The organism is Pasteurella canis (assembly GCF_900454865.1).
GTDB lineage: Bacteria > Pseudomonadota > Gammaproteobacteria > Enterobacterales > Pasteurellaceae > Pasteurella > Pasteurella canis.
Map to the genome: position 1 here is coordinate 637,561 of NZ_UGTV01000015.1, position 22,030 is coordinate 659,590.

At 33.7% G+C, this 22,030-nt stretch carries 19 protein-coding genes; 15 read left to right on the plus strand and 4 right to left on the minus strand.

What is annotated here, in order from left to right; translation table 11 throughout:
- Position 1 precedes the first annotated feature (1 nt).
- From DYE19_RS03585 to DYE19_RS03605, 5 genes are read left to right on the plus strand one after another with little or no spacing between them, the layout of a single operon-like run.
- On the plus strand, positions 2-889 hold the full coding sequence (locus DYE19_RS03585; RefSeq protein ID WP_115322637.1) for a choline kinase family protein: 888 nt from the start codon (positions 2-4) through the stop codon (positions 887-889).
- A 3-nt stretch (positions 890-892) separates the two neighbouring features.
- Positions 893-1,804, plus strand: a complete 912-nt coding sequence (locus tag DYE19_RS03590) for a DMT family transporter (RefSeq protein WP_115322638.1) — start codon at positions 893-895, stop codon at positions 1,802-1,804.
- Positions 1,801-2,496 carry an NTP transferase domain-containing protein gene (locus DYE19_RS03595; protein WP_115322639.1) on the plus strand — a complete coding sequence of 232 codons (696 nt, stop codon included), beginning with the start codon at positions 1,801-1,803 and terminating at the stop codon, positions 2,494-2,496. Before DYE19_RS03590 ends, DYE19_RS03595 begins: the two co-directional genes overlap by 4 nt.
- Position 2,497: 1 nt before the next feature.
- Positions 2,498-3,304, plus strand: coding sequence for a LicD family protein (locus DYE19_RS03600; protein WP_115322640.1), 807 nt, complete (start codon positions 2,498-2,500; stop codon positions 3,302-3,304).
- 6 nt (positions 3,305-3,310) lie between these two features.
- The gene (locus DYE19_RS03605) at positions 3,311-4,111 is read left to right on the plus strand and encodes a LicD family protein (RefSeq protein WP_115322641.1); all 801 of its coding nucleotides are present in this window, start codon (positions 3,311-3,313) and stop codon (positions 4,109-4,111) included.
- Between the two features lie 166 nt (positions 4,112-4,277).
- On the opposite strand, the gene DYE19_RS03610 is transcribed toward DYE19_RS03605, so the two are convergent.
- Complete coding sequence (locus DYE19_RS03610) at positions 4,278-5,078, minus strand: sulfite exporter TauE/SafE family protein (RefSeq protein WP_115322642.1); 801 nt, start codon at positions 5,076-5,078, stop codon at positions 4,278-4,280.
- Between the two features lie 352 nt (positions 5,079-5,430).
- Between DYE19_RS03610 and DYE19_RS03615 the strand changes: the two genes are divergently transcribed.
- The 5 genes from DYE19_RS03615 to DYE19_RS03635 all read left to right on the plus strand — a co-directional run bounded on the left by DYE19_RS03615 (position 5,431) and on the right by DYE19_RS03635 (position 9,406).
- Positions 5,431-6,036, plus strand: coding sequence for a Crp/Fnr family transcriptional regulator (locus DYE19_RS03615; RefSeq protein ID WP_049214251.1), 606 nt, complete (start codon positions 5,431-5,433; stop codon positions 6,034-6,036).
- A gap of 285 nt (positions 6,037-6,321) precedes the next feature.
- Positions 6,322-6,864: a translation initiation factor IF-3 gene (infC, locus tag DYE19_RS03620; protein WP_082303057.1), complete on the plus strand. Its 543-nt coding sequence runs from the start codon at positions 6,322-6,324 to the stop codon at positions 6,862-6,864.
- Between the two features lie 212 nt (positions 6,865-7,076).
- Positions 7,077-7,274: a 50S ribosomal protein L35 gene (gene rpmI, locus DYE19_RS03625; protein ID WP_005596065.1), complete on the plus strand. Its 198-nt coding sequence runs from the start codon at positions 7,077-7,079 to the stop codon at positions 7,272-7,274.
- 69 nt (positions 7,275-7,343) lie between these two features.
- Positions 7,344-7,697 carry a 50S ribosomal protein L20 gene (gene rplT, locus DYE19_RS03630; protein ID WP_005700416.1) on the plus strand — a complete coding sequence of 118 codons (354 nt, stop codon included), beginning with the start codon at positions 7,344-7,346 and terminating at the stop codon, positions 7,695-7,697.
- Positions 7,698-8,491: 794 nt separating this feature from the next.
- Positions 8,492-9,406, plus strand: a complete 915-nt coding sequence (locus DYE19_RS03635) for a YadA C-terminal domain-containing protein (protein WP_255313083.1) — start codon at positions 8,492-8,494, stop codon at positions 9,404-9,406.
- A 292-nt stretch (positions 9,407-9,698) separates the two neighbouring features.
- Here the strand turns inward: DYE19_RS03635 and ftnA (DYE19_RS03640) are convergent, their stop codons facing one another.
- Together ftnA (DYE19_RS03640) and ftnA (DYE19_RS03645) are read right to left on the minus strand one after the other, a co-directional pair.
- The gene (gene ftnA / locus DYE19_RS03640; protein ID WP_049214377.1) at positions 9,699-10,199 is read right to left on the minus strand and encodes a non-heme ferritin; all 501 of its coding nucleotides are present in this window, start codon (positions 10,197-10,199) and stop codon (positions 9,699-9,701) included.
- 14 nt (positions 10,200-10,213) lie between these two features.
- Positions 10,214-10,699: a non-heme ferritin gene (ftnA, locus tag DYE19_RS03645; protein WP_049214378.1), complete on the minus strand. Its 486-nt coding sequence runs from the start codon at positions 10,697-10,699 to the stop codon at positions 10,214-10,216.
- A 351-nt stretch (positions 10,700-11,050) separates the two neighbouring features.
- Between ftnA (DYE19_RS03645) and DYE19_RS03650 the strand changes: the two genes are divergently transcribed.
- The 5 genes from DYE19_RS03650 (at position 11,051) to cysB (ending at position 16,117) form a co-directional block, all read left to right on the plus strand.
- The gene (locus tag DYE19_RS03650) at positions 11,051-12,103 is read left to right on the plus strand and encodes a 3-deoxy-7-phosphoheptulonate synthase (protein WP_115322643.1); all 1,053 of its coding nucleotides are present in this window, start codon (positions 11,051-11,053) and stop codon (positions 12,101-12,103) included.
- Positions 12,104-12,115: 12 nt separating this feature from the next.
- The gene (tyrA, locus tag DYE19_RS03655; RefSeq protein WP_115322644.1) at positions 12,116-13,240 is read left to right on the plus strand and encodes a bifunctional chorismate mutase/prephenate dehydrogenase; all 1,125 of its coding nucleotides are present in this window, start codon (positions 12,116-12,118) and stop codon (positions 13,238-13,240) included.
- 226 nt (positions 13,241-13,466) lie between these two features.
- Entirely contained in the window at positions 13,467-14,090 is a 624-nt protein-coding gene (locus tag DYE19_RS03660; protein ID WP_049214381.1) for an L-threonylcarbamoyladenylate synthase, read from the plus strand.
- Positions 14,091-14,144: 54 nt separating this feature from the next.
- Positions 14,145-15,107: a 23S rRNA pseudouridine(2605) synthase RluB gene (rluB, locus tag DYE19_RS03665; RefSeq protein ID WP_115322245.1), complete on the plus strand. Its 963-nt coding sequence runs from the start codon at positions 14,145-14,147 to the stop codon at positions 15,105-15,107.
- A gap of 38 nt (positions 15,108-15,145) precedes the next feature.
- Positions 15,146-16,117, plus strand: a complete 972-nt coding sequence (cysB, locus tag DYE19_RS03670; protein WP_049214383.1) for an HTH-type transcriptional regulator CysB — start codon at positions 15,146-15,148, stop codon at positions 16,115-16,117.
- A gap of 108 nt (positions 16,118-16,225) precedes the next feature.
- Here the strand turns inward: cysB and DYE19_RS03675 are convergent, their stop codons facing one another.
- Positions 16,226-21,949, minus strand: coding sequence for an alpha-2-macroglobulin (locus DYE19_RS03675; RefSeq protein ID WP_115322645.1), 5,724 nt, complete (start codon positions 21,947-21,949; stop codon positions 16,226-16,228).
- Positions 21,950-22,030: the final 81 nt, after the last annotated feature.

A 22,030-nucleotide genomic window follows, 5' to 3' on the forward strand; every position in this document is an offset into this window, starting at 1 on the left:
AATGGAAACAATAAAAAATATTATTCAGGAAAAATTAAGTCTACCGCTTTCATCAATATCGCAAGTTTCTTTTTTAGGAGGGATGACAAATAAAAATTATATTGTAAACACTGAGACGGATAGCTATGTCGTCAGAATTCCTGGGGCTATGACTGAAAATTTAATTGTTCGCGATAATGAAGCAGCAAATAGTCTTGCAATGTCTGAAGCAGGATTTAATGTAGAAACTTGTTTTTTTGATTCTACATCAGGTATCAAAATTACAAAATATTTATCAGAGAGTTGTACATTAGATCATCAAAGCATCAAAAATTTTTCAAATTTAAAATTTATTGCAGAAAAATTATATTTACTTCACCAATCGCCAATTAAACTCGCTAATCGATTTGATGTGTTTGAAGAGTTTGATAAATATATGGGTTTATTAAAAAATAAAACACATTTTTATCAGTATAATGACAGTATTGCAGATTTATTAGTGTTTTTCCAAACTATCCAACTTTATTTTTCTCAAAATATGACTTCTCTTACCGCTTGTCACAATGATTTAGTGCCAGAGAATATCCTTTTAAAAGAAAATAATGTTTATTTTATTGATTGGGAATATTCAGGTATGAATGATCCTATGTTTGATATTGCGGCCTTTCTTTTAGAAGCCAAATTAGATAAGACACAACAAGATTTCTTTTTGCAATGTTATTTTAAAAAGCCAGAAGAGATAAAAGAAGCATCAGTAAAAATTGCGTTTTATCAGTTTACTCAAGATGTTTTATGGTTCGTGTGGACCTTAGTTAAAGAAGAAAATGGCGAGTTTTTTGCTGATTATGGGAAAAATCGTATTGAGAGAGCAATTTCTTTTATGCATGCTTGGAAAGCGGAAAAGGAATAAGTTATGAGGCAATATGCTGGATATTTCTGGGGGATTCTATCGGGTTTATTATGGGGAATTGCAGGTATTCTGTATGAGCTGTTAAGTTCATATTACCCGTTGACTAATTCATTGACGATTATATTATTCCTATTATTGATAATAGAATTTTCGGCTTTTATGTTTTGTGCTGTGTCACATTATAAATTAAATTTATTTAAGCAATTTGAATTAAAAAATAAAAGCGTATATCTAGGTATTCTCGCCGGTATGATTGGTGGCCCAATAGGCATGCTATGTTATTTGCAAGCAATTCAGTATATCGGTGTGGGTTATGCGGCACCAATCTCATCTATTTATCCTGTTTTTGGTACTATTTTTGCCTTTCTGTTTTTAAAAGATGCTATTACAAAATTAGGTATAATTGGGTTATGTCTAGCGATAGGTTGTACAATATTACTGGGATTAGATATAAGCAACTCTCAATTTTCTGTTTTAGGTATTGTTTTAGCGATCACTTGCGCTATAAGTTGGGGAGGCGAAATTGTTATATCCTCTTATGTCATGCAATCGATTAAGTCTTCTAGTGCTTATTTTTTAAGGCAATTAGGTTCTAGTTTTGGATATATTATTCTTGTTTTGTATCTTGATGTAGAATTTTTTAATTCTATTGAATTTTTTAAAGATACGAGGTTTCTTACTATTATTATTTTCATTATCCTTTCTTCAATGGCATCTTATTTTTTATATTATAGAGCAATTTATTTAATCAAACCGATAAGAGCAATGATGCTCAATATTACGTATGGTTTTTGGATTATTCTTATTGGCTTTCTCTTAAATGGGAAGCATATTGATATAATGACAATGTTACTTGTGATTGGTGTTGTTTTAGGTGCAGGACTGACATTAAAAGATAAGAGGGAGAATATATGAATGCAATTATATTAGCTGCTGGTTTAGGGAGCCGTTTTAAAGAAATTACAAAAAATACGCATAAAGCATTACTCCCTATTGATGGAATGCCAAATATAGAAAGAACAATTACATATTTAAAGCAGGCAGGTATAGATAATATTTATATTGTAACAGGTCATTTATCAGAGCAGTTTAACTATTTATCTGAACAATATGGTTGCCATCTTTTATATAATGAAAAATATAAGGATTATAATAGCATTTATTCTTTTGCAGTTGCAAAAACATATTTTTCTGACAGTTATATTATTGACTCTGATGTTGTTTTATTTAGAAATATTTTTTTAAATCCTCCTGAAACAAGTTGTTATTTTGTTGTTAAAAGACCAAAAAGTGAAGATAAAGAGTGGGTACCTATTTTAAATGATGCAGGAAAGATCATAAAAATAGAAGTAACAAATGCCCATCTTCCTAGCTTATTAGGGGTTTCCTTTTGGTCAAAAAATGACAGTGATATAATTAAGAAAAAACTGGAAGCGTATCTTTGTCCGACAATACTAAGCCAAGGCGCTCTTTATTGGGATAATATTCCAATGGAAGTGATTACTGAATTAGATGTCAGAACAATTGAGTTGTCACCATCTGATGGTTATGAAATGGATAATTTAATCCAATATGAATTTATTTTAAATAATTTGGTTAGAAAATAATATGAGAACAATAACACTTCGTGAACATCAATTGATAACGTTAGATATTTTAAAGTATTTCAATAAAATTTGTGTTGAGCATAATATTCAATATTCATTAGGAGGCGGGACTTTAATTGGCGCTGTACGCCATCAAGGTTTCATTCCATGGGATGATGATATTGATATTTATATGTGTCGAGATGAATATGAAAAATTTGTTCAAATATGGGAGAGCTTAAACCATACAAGATATAGATTATCATTAGCAGAGAGAATTGATGGGGTTTCTGTTGGTGAAACAACAAAAATTTATGATTTGAAAACACATTTAGTGGAAACAAATGATGATGTTTATGGCATTTTTATTGATATTTTTGTTTGGGATGGTGTACCTGATGAACCTAAAGAAATTTTTTCAATAATGCAGAAACATAAAAGGTTAAAAGCACATTACTTCTCTATTGATAAACGCGAAAAAAAATATCAAAACTCAAAATTTTTTAACTACATTATTCAAAAATTAAAATCTTATTTCTTCAATAAGATGATGTCACATGTATATTCTTTTCAGAAAAAATATCCTATCAATCAAACTAAGACGATAGCAATGGTCTTATTTGATTATAATAATTGGGATAAAGCTTATATGCCGAAAGAATATTTTGATGATGTAGTATACTTGCCTTTTGAAGGGGAGTTATATCCTGTTATGAAAGGATATCATGAGCATTTAACATTATACTATGGGGATTATATGCAGCTTCCTCCAGTAGAACAAAGGGTACCGCACCATATAAAAGAAGTGTATTTATTAGAAGATATGTAGGTTCTTATGAAAAGAATTACGTTGCGAGAACATCAGATAATTGCATTAGATATTTTAAAATATTTTAATCAAATTTGTTTATCACATGGAATTAAATATTCATTAGGCGGAGGAACATTAATTGGCGCTGTACGCCATCAAGGTTTCATTCCATGGGATGATGATGTGGATGTTTATATGTGTCGAGATGAATATGAAAAATTTGTTCAAGCATGGCAGCATCAACAACATACAAAGTATAATTTATCTCTTGCTGAACGTATTGATGGAATGATACCTGGTGAAATGACAAAAATTTTTGATAAAGAAACGCGTTTAGTTGATACTAAAGGAAGAACTACTGGGATTTTTATTGATATTTTTATTTGGGATGGGGTGCCAAATGAGCCATCTGTCATTTATAAAGCAATGAAAAAGCACCGCCGACTTAAATTAAGACTATCCTCTTGCCGTAAAAGATGGTATCGCGCGCAAGAGAATAGTCTTATGAAGGTCGTTTTTTCTAAATTATCTCATTATTTTTTTCATAAGATGATGACACACTTAACCTCATTTCAACAGAAATATCCTATTGAAAGAGCTGATTATATTGGATTATTTTTATCAGATTATGGTGGTTGGCAAAAATCATATATGCCGAAAGCGTATTTTTCTGATGTCGTCTATTTAGATTTTGAGGGTGAAACGTTTCCTGTCATGAATGGCTACCATGAACATTTAACAATGTATTACGGAGATTATATGCAACTTCCTCCTGTACATGAGCAAAAACCACATCATACAGTTGAAGCTTATAAACTGAGTTAATATGATTTAAAGAAAATAGTGTCAAACTGAAATGGACTTGTTGGGCGTCTTATTCATTTATGAGTAGGCGCCTAATTTTTGGAGATAAATTATTCTGGCATGACAAAGCACAAAAGCATAGAGTAAATTCTTAAAATCTAGACCGCACTTTTATGATGTTATAATGTTATTTAGTCAAATGGACAATCAACATATAACTTGCGATGGCGAGTAAAATACAACCAAGTAATTTTCTTGCTAAATCAGGTTTTAGAATACCACGAATTTTCATTGATAAGAAACTCGTTACAAAAGAACTGAGCACTACAAGGGTTACCACCGAAAAATTGACATAACCAACTTGCCAGCCGTAATCAAGATGAAATGGCGGTGTTTTAGATAAATAACCATAAAGGCTACCCAAGCCGCCGATGACCATCATGTAATTAGTATAAGGCGCAATTTGATAGGGCTTAACGCTGCGTAACTGACCAATTAATGGTGCCATAATGGATCCGCCACCGATCCCCGTCATACCTGCAACACTGCCGCCAAATAAACATAAAAACATACCTTTTAATCCATCATTCGTAGCAACGGTGAGATTATCTCCTACTGAATTGTGGAAGATTGTGCGTAATGCAAGTAAGCTGAGTGTTGTAACAAAAACAGCAATAATGATGTTGTCATGTAAATAAAAGCTAGCTTCAAAACCAAGTTGGACGCCAATAATCATACCAAATGACCATAACAGCATAGATTTAATGTTAATTTGAATTTTTTGTTTATAAAAATAAGCTAAATTAATTAAAGCGGAACCAATAACAATGGTTAATGAAGTCGCGGCAATCATTTGTAATGGAAAATCTGGAAATAGTGTATAGAGAATCGGGACCATAAGTACACCGCCTCCAATACCAAAGACGGCAGACATAAGATTTGTGAGCATGCCACAAAGTATTAAAATCACGATCAATTGTGTATCCATAACAAAAAACCTCGTATTTTTTGTGTATTATGTCTTGAGATACTTTTAACCTATTATGATCATGCTCATATTTGAAAAAAAATCTCATTGTTTAGTTAATGTTGAGAGTCTCAGGATATGATAATCATCATAGATATTTGATTTTTTACTATGTTAGATTGATTAGCATGATTTCATTAAACATTTTGTTTTAAAAGAGAAATGAATAATCTCTGACAGATCTATTTATTTGCTTCCTTCTTTAGGACGCTTTTACTAAGTCGATTTGGCATGTTTATTATTAACCTTATCGTTTTGTAGTAGACTGTTATAAAATACGCAAAATGACGTTAGATACCTATTAAGGAAGAGTATGGATAATATCTCTATTTTGCCGACGGATTTACAATATTGTCAGCTCACTTATTTACATCAATTAATTAAAGGAATGACCGTCTATCAACAAGGTGAAGTCGCGCAGGAATTTTATTTTGTGAAGCAGGGGTTGGTAGGTTTATATCATACGCTCGATAATGGTAAAGAAAGCTTAGTCAGATTATATCGGCAAGGCGATTATTTTGGTTTTCGTACTTTGTTTGGTTTGGGTGATAGCCGTTATCATTGCAATGCGAAAGTTTTAATTGAAGCGGAAATTATTCGTATCAAACCAGAAAATATTGACCGCTTTTTCTTACATAATACAGAACTGAGTAAATTACTTTTACAAACCTTAGCGAATGAATTACGAGATGCTGAGCAACGCCTTGCTAAAAGTGCGTATTTACGTACTTTAGATCGTGTCATTGACAGTCTGTGCTTTTTAACAACCAATTTCCCGTATTATAACTGGACTTATCGTGAAATTGCAGAATATGCGGGTTGTGAAACAGAAACAGCCATTCGTATCGCCAAAGAATTAAAACAAAATGGCTTATTTACTGATCTTTTACCGAGTCATAAAGGAAAAACAACTAGTTAACATAAAAATAAAATGTATTTTTTATACCAAATCTAAGTAAAGCAGAAACCTTAAGCGAATCATAAGACATAAGTTCAGCATCTATATAAAGTACATAAGGTTATTTAGGTTTAACTTTTGCTAAAAGCGTTGTATAACATTACCTGTTAAAAATCACTGAATTTTTATTGCGTAAATGTGTAAAATCCAGTAGAATCCAGACCGTTTTTGTTTATTTTTAAACAGTAAATAATCTTCTTCTGCCGAGCAGATGAAAGCAATATAAACTAATAGAGGAATAAGACTATTAAGACCGTAAAAAAAGCACCCGTTGCTAATCGTCCGAATCGCATTAATGATGAAATTCGAGTGAAAGAAGTTCGTTTGATTGACCAAGATGGCGAACAAGCAGGTATTGTATCAATTCAACAAGCATTAGAGATGGCTGAGCAAGCTGAATTAGATCTCGTTGAAATTAGTCCAAATGCAGAGCCGCCAGTGTGTCGCATTATGAATTACGGTAAATTCCTTTATGAAAAAGGTAAAGCGGCAAAAGAGCAGAAGAAGAAACAGAAAGTTGTCCAAGTGAAGGAAATTAAATTCCGTCCTGGTACAGACGAAGGCGACTATCAGGTAAAACTACGCAGCCTGATTCGCTTTTTAGAAGAAGGGGACAAAGCCAAAATAACAGTCCGTTTCCGCGGACGTGAAATGGCGCACCAAGACATCGGCTTAGAGGTGTTAGAGCGTGTTAAAAACGATCTAGCAGATATTTCAGTGGTAGAATCTGCACCTGGAAAACTCGAAGGTCGTCAAGCTGTCATGGTACTTGCCCCTAAAAAGAAATAATTAGCGCAAGATCAAGTAATTAAGTGCGGTCGAAATTTTTGCAGTTTTGACCGCACTTTAATTCGCCTAATTATTAAAAGCAGAGCTTTTAAATTTAACTAATACTATAGAAGCAGATGTCTAATGCCATGCGCAGAGTAATTTGGTGAATAAGTAAAGGTTAAAATTTAAAAGTGTAATTGATATTCAACAATGCGGAGTTATAAAGACTTATGCCTAAAATTAAAACAGTACGTGGTGCTGCGAAGCGTTTCAAAAAAACAGCTTCAGGCGGTTTCAAACGTAAACAATCTCACTTACGTCACATTTTGACTAAAAAGACAACTAAGCGTAAACGTCATTTACGTCATAAATCAATGGTTGCGAAAGCTGACCAAGTTTTAGTAGTAGCGTGCTTACCATACGCATAAGCTGCGTTTTAAGTACAGTCGTACGATTAGTTAAATTTTTAGATTCATAGACAAATAGGAGATTAAATAATGGCTCGTGTAAAACGTGGTGTTATTGCAAGAGCACGCCATAAGAAAGTTCTTAAGGCTGCTAAAGGTTATTATGGTGCTCGTTCACGTGTTTATCGTGTTGCGTTCCAAGCAGTAATTAAAGCTGGTCAATATGCATACCGTGACCGTCGTCAGCGTAAACGTCAATTCCGTCAATTATGGATTGCTCGTATCAACGCTGCAGCACGTCAAAACGGTTTATCTTACAGCAAATTTATCAATGGCTTAAGAAAAGCGTCTGTTGAAATCGATCGTAAGATCCTTGCTGATATAGCAGTATTCGACAAAGTGGCTTTTGCTGCATTAGTAGAAAAAGCAAAATCTGCACTTTAATTTTAAAGTCAAAATGCATTAGGACGCGATTTAGCGTCCTTTTTTGTGACTAAAATATTGCTCATTATCGCTTTCCTCTCGCCTAGCTAAGCAGTTTGTCGTTATTCTAAATTATTTATTTTATCTCTTTCCCTTTAATCGAGTCTTTCTATATTGAAGACGTAGATTGATATGAATCCAGTTCGTTTATTTCTCTCTTATTTTATCACTTATGTAAAAATTTGATAATCTATCTCATGAAATAATGCCAAGAAAAAGTTGGATATTTTCTAATTATTTGACTTAGAGGCAATTTCTATTGATTGAATTTTATTAAAAATAATCTATTTTCGTTATTCTGAATAAATTTAAAATAAAAAGTAGATTGTGTTTTATTCTAAATTGAATTAATAATTCTATTTTTAATGTGTAATTGATATATAAATAAAGTAATTAATGATTAAAATTAAGTCTATATCATAATTAAATTTAAAATATATTTTTATATTGATTATTTTAAATCCTATTAATGACTAAAATATAATTTAATTAATCTATTATAATTTTTATTATTGGGTTTATTTTTTGATTTGTTATTGAATATTTAATATTCAGTAGTTTTTTATTTGTTCCAACTTGGTTTTTTATTTGCTCATTTGAAATGAAAAATAAAAAAAAGACTTGTGCTAAAAAACAAATTATATAGAATCTCGAAGCGTATTTAATATACCAGTAGGATACTTGGTTATTAAATAGCATAATGGATTGAAATTTGAATAAATATAAGTCGTATAAGTAATCAAGGAGAAAACTTAATGAATTTATCAAAAATTGCCGTCGGAGTAGCGGTATCACTTTGTTTGGTGAGTAATGTTGTTATAGCAAATACCTCAGACTCTTTATCATCTAAAATAGAAAATAATGCTAAAAATATTTTTAGTTTAGAAGGAAAATTGCAAAAAAAAACTGATGAAATTTATGATAGAGATGATATAAAATCTCTTGCTGAAAAAATAATATCAGAAAATATTGATGAAATTAATAAAATTAGAAATAGTAGCTCTTGGAACCAAGAAATTGCTAAAGAAGCAGAAAAAATTTTGAGTAAAATAACTAAAGAACAAAAAGAGTCTCTTTTAGACGCATATGGTTACCAAAAAGCCTTAAAGTTTTTAAAAGATCGTAAGGATTCTGTAAATGATGATGATGAACAAGGTCTTTATTATTCTTTAAAGTTTATTAATGACAATCTTAATATACAGAAAAGTGAAATTAAGAATTTCTCTGATCTTGTAAAAGAAAATTCAAGTCTTATAGAAAATAATAAAAAAGAAATTGAAAGCAGTAAAAAACAAACTATAGAGAATAAAGAAAACATTAAGAAAAACTCTGAGGAAATTAAGGGGCATAACCAAGCGATAGCTAATAATAAATTGAGTATCAAAAATACAAATGTAGCTATTAATAATTTAAAATCACGCCTTGAAAGATTAAATAAGGAAATGAGTCGCGGTTTTGCGGCACAATCCGCATTAACAGGCTTATTTCAACCATATAATGTTGGTAAGTTAAATGTAAGTGCAGCATTAGGAGGTTATAAATCAGAAAATGCACTTGCTATTGGTGCAGGATATCGTTTCAATCAAAATATTGCAGCCAAAGCTGGTATTTCTTCAAGTTTAAATAACTCGGATTTATCTTATAATGTAGGTTTCAATTATGAATTCTAATGTCATCTAAATTATTTAGATAATGTGTTTCTTTTGCTGAAATAACAAAGTAACTTAACATATGATTTTTTATAGAAAATTAATGGAATAATTTTGGCCTATAATAAATTAGTTGAGTTTTTCTTTGTTTTTAATAAAACCCACTTTAAGTGGGTTTTATTGTTTTAATTAGCTCAAGGGATTCATAATTTTTTAATAAAAAATAAGATTTAATGTTTAAGTATTAAAAAAGGTTGAAATCTATTCAACCTTAATTATTTTATGTTGATTTTCTTTGTTGAGTTGATAATTATTATTTAGTAGTGATTGCTAAATTGCCTAAATCTTTATCAATTAAGAAAAGTCCTTTACCATCTTCACCGAGTAAATTCAGTTTATCTAAAATACCACTAAACAGCTTTTCTTCTTCATGTTGTTCTGCCACATACCATTGTAAGAAGTTAAATGCTGAATAATCTTTCTCTTCAAATGTTTTACCTACTAACGTATTAATTTTTTCAGTAATTAATTTTTCATGTTTATAGGTAATTTCTATGATTTCTTTCAAACTTGAATATTGATGGGCTGGGGCGGCAATTTCACCAATAATGGCTAAAGCGCCTGTTTCATTTAAATAAGTAAATAGTTTACGCATATGTTGCATTTCTTCTGCTGCATGAGCAGCTAGGAATTTTGCAGTACCATCAAAACCATTTTGCTCACACCAAGCACTCATTTGCAAATATAAATTAGAAGAATAGAACTCAAGGTTCATTTGCTCATTTAATAAATTAATAACATTTTGCGATAACATATTCTTCTCCTAAATTATAATGTTGCTAAATCACGATCAATAAAGTAAAGCGAACGCCCATCTTCACCTAATAAATTAAACTTATCAATAATACTATTAAATAACATTTCTTCTTCGTGCTGTTCTGCGACATACCATTGTAAGAAATTAAACGTTGAGTAATCTTTATCTGCGAAAGTGACTTCAACAAGCTCATTAATTTTGGCGGTCACAAATTTTTCATGCTCTAGCGTGATCTCAAAAATTTCTTTTAATGTTTTGTAATCATTTTTTGGCGCTTCAATTTTACCTAATAGTGGCATACCACTTGTTTCGCTCACATAATTGAATAATTTTTGCATATGCTCCATTTCTTCATCTGCGTGACGTAAAAGAAATGCCGCAGCGCCTTCATAACCATGATGTGCACACCATGCACTCATTTGTAAATAAACATTAGAAGAATAAAATTCCAAATTAATTTGTTCGTTTAGCTTGTCTGTAATTGCTTTACTTAGCATAACTCACTCCTTTCCTTTGCTATGTTAAAAAATAATGAATAATAGATTGTTATTTAATCTAAGTGATGCTGGCATTGTATAGTTGTTATTGAGAATAAGCAAGATATTTTTAATTAAAATTGATTGTAAGTTATTAATTTATAATGATAAATTTAACAAAAACTATTCTCATTTGGAATGTGTAATTGAAAGAGATTATCAATTGCTATAATGACGAGTATTAACAATTTAAAAACAATTTTATTTAGTGATTGAATCCTATTAAATTTTAATGTAATTTATTTATTACATTTAGTGTATTTTAAAGTTTACAATTTATCTATTTCTTCTTAGATTTTAAGGATAATAAAAATGAATAGAGATAGCATCCATAACGTCAATATTGTTAGTGAGAAAGTACTGATTACGCCTCGTGAACTTAAGGATAAATTACCTTTATTAGCGCCATTACGTACACAAATAGAGCAATCTCGCCGTGATATTGCGAATATCATTCACAAGAAAGATCCGCGTTTGTTAGTAGTTATAGGGCCTTGTTCTATTCATGATCCTATCGCAGCCTTAGAATATGCTGCTCGTTTAAAAGCCTTGTCTAATGATCTCAAAGATCAACTGTATATTGTTATGCGGGTTTACTTTGAGAAGCCAAGAACAACTGTTGGTTGGAAAGGGCTAATTAATGATCCTAAAATTGATGGTTCTTTTGATGTTGAGCATGGTTTACATATTGCGAGAGAATTATTGTTGGAGTTAGCTGAAATGGGCTTACCTTTAGCGACAGAAGCCCTTGATCCAATTACGCCTCAATATATGGCGGATTTGTTTAGTTGGTCTGCGATTGGCGCTAGAACGACGGAATCACAAACTCACCGTGAAATGTCTTCTGGTTTATCTATGGCGGTTGGTTTTAAAAATGGGACAGATGGGAGTCTCGCGACGGCAATTAATGCGATGAAAGCCGCTTCAATGGGACACAGTTTTATTGGGATTAATCAGCAAGGGCAAGTAAATTTATTACATACAGCAGGAAATCCAGATGGTCATGTGATTTTACGTGGGGGAAAAACGCCAAATTATGAAGCTGAATTTATTGTACAATGTGAACAGGCATTGGCAGAAGCTGGATTAGAGCAAGCCATTATGATTGATTGTAGCCATGGTAATTCTAATAAAGATTATCGTTTACAACCTAAAGTAGCAAAAAATGCAGTACAACAAATTGTAGAGGGTAATCGTTCTATTATCGGCTTAATGTTAGAAAGTCATTTGCACGCAGGTAACCAAAGTGCGGAGCAGCCTGTAAGCGAAATGAAATATGGTGTTTCAATCACAGATGCCTGTATTGATTGGGAAACTACAGAAACATTATTACGCGATATCGCTTCAGCATTAAAGAAAAAATAAAGGGCTAGAGAAGTGGATGTATTAAAAGAATTAAGAGCACAAATAGATCAGGTGGATCGTGAGTTATTACAGCTGTTAGCGCAGCGGCTTGACTTAGTGAAACAAGTTGGTGAAGTAAAACACAAACATGGTCTACCTATTTATGTGCCAGAGCGTGAAATGGACATGCTTACTGCTCGTCGACTAGAAGCGGAGGCATTAGGCGTTTCTGCAGATTTGATTGAAGATGTGTTACGACGAGTCATGCGTGAATCTTATACAAGTGAAAATCAATTTGGTTTTAAAAAAGTAAATCCACAAATAAAGAAAATTGTCGTTGTAGGAGGTAGAGGGAAATTAGGCAGTTTATTTGTACGTTATTTTACGTTATCGGGTTACTATGTTGAAGTATTAGAGCGGGAAGATTGGCAAAGTGCGGTCGATATTTTAAAAGGTGCTGATGTTGTAATTGTATCAGTTCCTATTGCGAATACCGTAGAAACTATCAAGCGTTTAACGCCATTTTTAACAGAGAATATGTTATTAGCTGATTTGACTTCAGTTAAACGTGCACCATTAGCTGCGATGTTAGATTGTCATGAAGGAGCCGTATTAGGGTTACACCCGATGTTTGGACCTGATATTGCTAGTATGGCGAAGCAAGTCATTGTTCGTTGTGATGGTCGTTTTGAAGAGCGTTATCAATGGTTAATTGAGCAAATACACATTTGGGGTGCTAAATTTTACTCAGTGGAAGCGACTGAACATGATCACAGTATGACCTATATTCAAGCATTACGCCATTTTTCTACATTTGCTAACGGTTTACATTTATCTAAGCAACCTGTGCAGCTTTCCAGTTTGCTTGCGTTATCTTCACCTATTTATCGTTTAGAGCTTGCGATGATTGGGCGTTTGTTTGCCCAAGACGCAGCGTTATATGCTGATATTATTCTAGATAAACCTGAAAATTTAGCTGTGATTGAAAGTTTAAAACAAAGTTATGAAGAAAGTTTAGCATTCTTCAGCCAAGGCGATAAACAAGGGTTTATTGATAGTTTTAATCAAGTAAAACAATGGTTTGGTGATTATTCTGAGCTATTTCTTAAAGAAAGCCGCCAATTATTACAACAAGCTAATGATTACAGGCAGCTTTAAATAGCCAACTAAGTGATAGAGCAGAATCGGCTATTTGGGATCTAATAACCCACTTTTTAAAGTGGGTTTATTTTTTTATCAGTTAACTCATGAAATATCTGCGTTTATTTTGTATTTTAACAAAGCGGACTTCTTTTTACTTTTGACTATTTTGTCTCAAATCGTTATTACATTGGCGTAACAAAGTGTATAATAAATATTATTTTTTGATAAAAATATTTAGATTATGAGTCAATTTTTTTATATTCACCCAGAAAATCCTCAAGCGAGATTAATCAATCAAGCAGTGAGTATTTTACGGGATGGTGGCGTGATTGTTTATCCGACTGATTCGGGTTATGCACTGGGTTGTATGATTGGTAATAAACATGCGATGGATAGAATAGTAAACATTCGCCAGTTACCAGAAGGGCATAATTTTACACTAGTATGTAGTGATTTATCGGAGCTATCGACTTATTCGTTAGTGAATAATACTGCCTATCGCTTAATTAAAAATAATACACCTGGGCGTTATACGTTTATTTTAACAGCTACAAAAGAATTACCAAGACGTTTGATGACTTCAAAGCGTAAGACGATTGGTATTCGAGTGCCAGATAATCAAATTGCTTTAGATTTATTAAAAGCATTAGGTGAACCTATTTTATCTTGCTCGCTTATGCTACCTGGTGAGGAATATATCACACAATCAGATCCAGAAGAGATTAGAGAGCGTTTGGAGCACCAAGTGGATTTAATTATTCATGGTGGATATCTTGGTCAAGAACCGACAACAGTAGTTGATTTAACAGAAGATACCCCCGTTATTATGCGTGAAGGTAGTGGTACTATTACTCCTTTTATTTAACGCATATTATTTTATTTATCTAGACGCTTGTGAAAGCGACAACTTAGAGGAAACATGAAGTCTACTAAAACACATTCTCATCAAAATCGACCGCACTTTGAAAAGGAAAAAAGAGCGCCGAAAAATCCATCGAGCTTAAAAGTCATTTCTAAAACCAATGTTGAAGGTGAGAAGTTACAGAAAGTATTAGCTCGAGCTGGGCAGGGATCACGTCGTGAAATTGAAACCATGATTGCTGAAAAAAGAGTCAGTGTTGATGGAAAAATAGCTACATTAGGTGATCGCATTAATGTGCATTCTGGTATAAAAGTACGTATTGATGGACATATTGTAAATTTGACACAAGCACAAAAAGAAGTATGCCGTGTCTTGATGTATTACAAACCAGAAGGTGAACTTTGTACACGTCATGATCCAGAAGGACGTGCCACAGTATTTGATCGCCTACCTCGTTTAACGGGAGCACGTTGGATTGCGGTAGGTCGTTTGGATATAAATACATCAGGTTTATTACTTTTTACAACGGATGGAGAATTAGCCAATCGTTTAATGCATCCAAGCCGCGAAGTAGAAAGAGAATATTCCGTACGTGTATTTGGGCAAGTCGATGATGCTATGCTGCATCGTTTAAAAAAAGGTGTGCAATTAGAAGATGGTCCAGCTAACTTTAAAGAAATTAAATTTGCTGGGGGAGTAGGTATTAATCAATGGTTTGATGTTACTCTGATGGAAGGACGTAATCGCGAAGTTCGACGTTTATGGGAATCTCAAGGGGTACAAGTCAGCCGTTTAATTCGCACTCGCTATGGTAATATTTCATTAATGAAATCATTACCACGAGGCGGTTGGGAAGAAATGGATTTAACCAATGTAAATTATCTAAGGGAATTAGTTGGGTTACCACCAGAGGTGGAAACGAAACTTGACGTCACAAAACCTCGTCGTCGTGCGAAAACAGGACAAATTCGTAAGGCTGTCAAGCGTTATACAGAGTTAAGTAAGCGTTATAAAAAATAATTTTTCTTCTGAACAAGTGCAGTGAGGGGAATGAATGTATGAAAATACAACAACTACGTTATATTGTTGAAATTGTTAACCAAAACTTGAATGTGACGGAAGCTGCTAATGCACTTTTTACTTCGCAACCTGGTATTAGTAAACAAGTCCGTTTATTAGAAGATGAACTTGGTTTAGAAATTTTTGAACGTAATGGGAAGCATATTAAATCATTGACACCTGCTGGGCAAAAGATTGTCGCTATTGCACGTGAATTACTGGTTAAAACACAAAGTATTAAAGCCGTTGCGAATGAATATACTCAGCCTAATCATGGTGTTTTACGTATTGCGACAACCAATACGCAAGCACGATATTTTTTGCCCCCTGTCGTTGAGCGTTTTTCTAAAAAATATCCTGATGTGAGTTTACATATTCATCAGGGGTCACCTAATCAAATTTATGATGCGTTGCTATCTGGTGAAGTCGATATAGCGATTACAACAGAAGCTCAATATTTGTTTGATGATGTGGTTTTATTGCCTTGCTATATGTGGAACCGTTCGATAGTCGTAAAGCGTGACCATCCACTTGCACAATGTAAGCATTTAACGATTGAAGAATTAGGTAAATATCCATTAGTTACTTATACTTTCGGTTTTACGGGCGTATCTGACTTAGATTATGCCTTCAATAGAGCAGGTATCCTACCGAACATTGTGTTTACTGCAACAGATGCTGATGTGATAAAAACTTATGTTCGTTTAGGACTAGGAGTTGGAATTATGGCATCAATGGCACATACTGAAGCAGATACGGATTTATTGGCATTAAATGCAGATCATTTATTTGCACCAAGCGCAGTACAAATTGCATTTAAACACAGTACTTTTTTACGTACTTATATGTATGATTTCATGCAATATTTCTCACCACATTTGACTCGTGATGTTGTAGAGAAAGCGGAGCGTTTACGTGATAAAGATGCTGTGAAAAAATTGTTTGAAGGTGTTGAATTGGAATTACGTTAAGCACATTTTTTAGAAAAGTGCAAAGTCAATAGCATTATTTATACATCTTAAGAAGAGAAATAAAAATGCCCATAGTGCTGTTCCTATGGGCATTTTAGTTTTTTTATGTTATTTGGTGACTTTAATTTGTCCTTCATTTGCAGAGTAAGCTTTGATTGTACGATCGTACATACTTTCCGCATAAACAGGAGGAATTTGGAATGTGCCAATATTCACTGCTTTAAGTTGGTATTTCAAAGTCTTCATTTCACCTTCCACATTACCGTAGCTTAAAATACGATCTTCGCGTACTTCGGAATGTTGTGGATACCACGCATCTACAGAAGCTTCTTCTACGTCCGATTGCCAAATCACTTCAAAGCCAGCAGGATAAAGGTCTGTAATAATCACATCGGTTAAATAATCAGCAATCGATCTGACTTTGATAGTGGCATAAATGGTCTCTCCAATTTGGACCGATTTTACTTCATTCCCCTCTTTATCAGTATAAGTACGATAAATTTCTAAGCCATTACTAAGTGCTTTGTTATCAGCTTTTTGTGGGTAGCCCGATTGACTTAGTGCAAACCATGCTGTTTGTGTACTGCTATTGACAAAATCTAAGTTCATCTGTGTTTCTGTTAAATCAGCATAACGGAAAAGTGAGTTACTTTGGCTGATATCTTGTCCATTTTGCTGAATATGTAATGCAGATAATTCCGCTTGATTCTGTTGGGCATAAGCATCTAATGCTAATAATACCATTGCTGAAGAGAGCGTATTATAACGTTGCTGATTCAGATCTTGTGCTATGCGAGTTAAAACTTTCTCGGATACTTTTGCAAGTTCTTTCGGGAAATGGCGTGCAATGACATATAACATTGAGCTGTCTTGAATCAGAGGATCGCTATAATGGCGGTATAACCATTGTACGTCACGCTCACTATTTAATTTTGCTATAACATTTTCAAGCAGTTTATGGGCTTCCTCATCTTGTTTGAGTAATTGGTAGGCAGCGGATAACCAAGCAGATAGGGTATCACTTTGCCAATCTTTAGCATTGAAATGTTGTTCGAGCATAGTTCGAATAGATAATAGGGCATTTGATGGAACTTGCCCTAAACGGGTTAATAAATAAGCTGAATAAGCGCGTTGGCGTAAATCAATTAGACTATCACCTTCTTGTGGAATGCTCTGATATTCTAATGCACTAATCGTATTATTAAATAAACCATTTTGACCGAACCAAGCTTGTGGTAATGGAATATGACGCTCTTGGGCTTCAATTAAGAAGTGAGCAACATAAGCCGTCAGGAAGATTTCACCTTGCTCGATGTCATTCCATACACCATAGCTACCATCTGCTCGTTGACGATTTGGTAAAAGCGTCAAGACTTTTTGTAATGATTGCTGGATAGTTTGTTCGCTGATTTGCGTTTTACCTAGATTATTCACTGCTAAGTTATGCAATAACGGTTGATAAGCCTTATTTTGTGAGAATAATAACGTTGGTATTGCGGAACTGATAATTTGTTCTGTGCAATAATTATCATATTGACTTAAATAAGTCGAAATACTTTGTGCTAACACTAATGGTGTTGGTGAAAAGAGCGCAGATTGTGTACGATACTGCGGGAATAGTGTGAGTGGTAATGCTGTATTTACAGTTTTTCCTGCATCAACTTTATCAATCTGTGTAACAAATTGCTTTGGCATGATAGGTCTGACAGAAAGCGTGACATGACGCATTACATCTAGAGGTTGTTGCTGTGCATTTAAGTAAGTTGCATTAAAGCGAATTTGACTTGAACCTAATTGCTCAGTTGCTTTAATCATAAAATTGACCGCACTTTCTGACATCGGGGTAACTTCAACAATTTTTTCAACTTCACCAATAAGATGTATCTGTGGTTCAACATCAACTTTGATTTTAACTTGTTGAGTGCGGTTAGTGTTATTCGCAATATTAACACTGATTTCAGCTTGATCATTTGGTGTTAATGTTAATGGAACAGTAGGTGAAAGAATGAGATCATTACGTACTGTTGTGGCTGTTTCTACATGACCAATTTGATTGCCCTCATGGTTTACTGCGATTGCCATGACTTTTAAATTACCATTAAATTCTTCTGGTATTTGGTATGTGACAGTTGTTTCACCATTTACATCAACAACTCCAGACCAATAGGCAACAGGTTTATCTGCTTTACGTTTAAATGGGTTAGTGTTAGCCATCGCCATTTTCATCGCAAGTTCCATGCCTATTTCTGCATCTCCCCCTGTCTTAGCAAACTGCATTACTTTACTGAACTCAGGTAAGATTAAATCTAGAATCTGTGATGTTTGGACTTGTAAAGCTTGTTTCGGGAAGAAATAGTTTAACGGGTCAGTAAATTTATAATTTGCGACTTGTAAAATCCCCTCATTGACAGCATAGATAAGTGCTTTACTTGGTTTATTACTGGTTAATTTAAATTCAATAACCTCACCTGACTTCACTTGTTTTGGACTAGTTAATTCAAGTTTCAAACGGCGATTATCTACATTGACTGTAAATGGTACGACACCATAACTCAGAGGACTAGTGAAGATATCAGATGAATTGATATCACGCGAGAATTGTACATTGATATAACCATTACCTTCAAAATTAGCAGGTAACTTAATTCGTTGTACAGAACTATTTGTTGTAGCTTTGAACCATTTATGAGCATAAACACGATCACGCTCAATCGTAATTAAGCCGCTACCAGCATAAGGTGCTTGAATCGCAATTTCAATTTCGTCGTTAGGCTGGAATTGTTTTTTATTCAGGCGTAATTTTAACTCAGTGTTTTTGTCCATAGCGACCGTCAGATTTTGATTACCGATCACTGTATAATGAATACGATTGACTTCTTGTTCATATTCATTGGTTAATACAAGGACAAAATCGCCACTTTTTTTAGTATTGAGCACAAAATCTAAGCCAGCTGAAGTTAGTTGAATGTCATGCTGTTCAATTTCATTTTCCACTAATTTCGATTCATACTTATAGGCGCCAGAAGGCTGTTGTGTCAGTACAGAAAGATACTGGCGTTCAAATAACGTCGCTTTTAATCCTTCAACGGCTATTTTTTCTAAGGTTGGGTTCACCGCAATAAAGTGAATTTGTTGTGGGGTATTGCGTTTTAAGTAGCTTAAATCTACATTGCTTTGATAACCAATTAACCAAGGTTGTGCTGAAACCATGACTGATTTAACCGTTGAAACAGCGCGTCCACTGTTACTTTCAAAGCCATCTGCAGTGAAATATAACATTTGCGCTGTATTTTCAGCATATTGGCTTAAATCAATTGGGAAAGTAGCTTGACCATCTTTATCTGTCGTCTGTTCATTTAAGGTTGTTTCGTACAAAATAGCTGATTTGTTACGCTGATTATCAAAGAATTGGTAATTTTCATATTGACTGAATTTTGGTAAGACAGGATGTAGCGTCAACTCTGCACTGACGCGACGATTTTGTGCTGGTGTGCCAAAAAGGTTAGTCAGTTTTACTGTTGCGATTAGATCGCGAGGGTTAATCCAGCCTTCTGCAGCGGATTGATTAAAAGTTGTTTTAATTTTTAGTGTATCGGGTTGGAATTCCTGTACTTGGAATGTCATTGAGCCGATTTCTTTTTGTTTGTTGTGTTCACCAATTAGTAATTGTGCAAACCATTCTCCTGTTTCTGCAACTTCTGGTAATGTAAAATTAACTGAATTAAGACCGCTCTTATCTAAGCGAACAGTTTGTTTCAACATTGTTCTACCGCTTGGCGAAATGATTTGAAATTTCAATGGCACATTCGTCAAGGTGGTTCGCCAGTCTTGTGATTTAGTAATAATACCTGTATGAACCGTTTCATTTGGGCGATAAATCCCACGATCATTAAATAAGTAGGCTTTTAAACCTGCCATATCTTGTTCAGTATAAACGCCACCTACATCAAAGCGAGAATAATCAAGGCTTCTATCGTATTTATCAATAGGTAAGAATGACATTTGATCTTCTGTTGAAACAAGATACATCACTGGAGCGAGCTCTTGTTTAAAATGATCGAGTGATGCAAAGTGAATTACACCCTGTTCATCAGAAAAACCTGTTTTAATAATTGAACCATTACGGCTAATCACTGAAACAGATGCGCCTTCTACCGCTTCTCCAGTACTAATTGATTGCACAAAAACCATTTGTGAACCATCGTTTGCTTTTTTCGCAATAATTCCTAAATCGGTCAGTACAATTAAGCGGTAGTCAGAAAATTGGTTGTTCGCATCATTTCGCCAGTCGTAGTTTTGTGAAGTATCACGTAGTGAAGAGGAAATGTTTTTATCATCACCGCTGACTTTTAACCAATATATTCCTGCAGATAGCGTATTGGTTTTAAATAAATGTGCTAAATCAATGCCAATATAATTTGTTTTTTGTGGATACTGATTATTGACGGTATAAGTTTTCGTCATAAAGTCCGCAATATGATCAATTTTTAATTGACCTAAATTGGGATTTTGAAAATCACCTTGATTTAATGAGACAAGATGGCGTAATTGTTCTTCTTGGATACGACCAACTTGTAATTTTATTTCGTTAAAATTGCGAGAGCTGATTGTTAGTTTTTGTTCGCCTACTGAAGAAAGAATAGACCCATTGCCAATAAAACCTACGTGTTTTGGATATTCTGGCGCACAAATAAGTTCACCTAATGGTTTTTTAAATTGATATCCCCCTAGAGCAGAGAAATGATGGTTAATTTGTAGATAGAGACAACGTTTTTCTGGAATATCAAGCTGGAAATTTTGAGTATAAGTATAAGCTGTTTCAGTTGGCAATAGCTTTAATGTAACTTTTTCTGCTTGATTTAAAAGCGCTTGATTAATTTGGTTGTAATTCCAATGGGAATTATTGTTAGGTGCTTTTTCTGGTAACAAAAATGCCGCAATATTTTTAGCAATATTACTGCCTTTAACCAATTTCGTGAAAGTTAAATTTAAGATTTGTTCGGCTTCATTTTTCTCATTTTGTGCAATGATAATACCACTCGAATAATCAAGACTAAATTTAGTTGGCACTTCTACATTTGCAACCAAACTCTCTTCTAATGGATTGCCGCCTAAAAGTGCGGTCAGATTTTGGTTAATTTTAGTTTCAATATATTGATTATTACTTTGTGCTAAGCTCACACTATCAGAATGAATCCAAGCAACAAGATCATTTTCCGCGTAACGTACTTTAAATTTTAATGGCGAAATGACATGGCGAGTATCGTCATTATTTTGGCGGACTAAATTAATTTGAATCGCTTTTTCAAATTTTTCTTTATCAACAGGGTGGGAAAAAGAAACTCCTACAATAGCATAGCGAATATGTGCTTGATTTGGATCTTGGTAAAAATATTGTTCAGTGATGTCGGCACTAAAACTTGGTGTTGTGACAGTGAAAGGTTTTTTTAAAGCTTTTACATAAGTGTGTTGTGGGTTTAAGATTTTTTCATCTATTTTAATTTTATATTCCTGACCAGCAGGCCAATCATTTTCTGGTTTAAATGACAGCATTGTATCAGTATTCCAAAACCATTTTCCTTTTATTGCAGGCTCAATGCTAATGCCTTCTTGGACTTCTTTATTAACTGAGGTGATGGGAGCGGCGGGACCATTAAATGTAATCACCAATGGATAAACTTCTTTGGGATTTTCATAATAGTTAGTAGATTCAATTGGATTGAGAGTAAAGCTGATTGCGTTTTTATTATCTTCTTTATTCTCCCAACAGCTTGTTAGCATGAAAACCATTGTTAATAACCCGAATAGGGAAAAGAAATTTCGTTTATTCATAAAGCGATCCTCTGCGATAGATTTATGATCTTATTCTACCTGAAATCCATTTCTGTGAGCAATCTTTCATCATTTTTTATC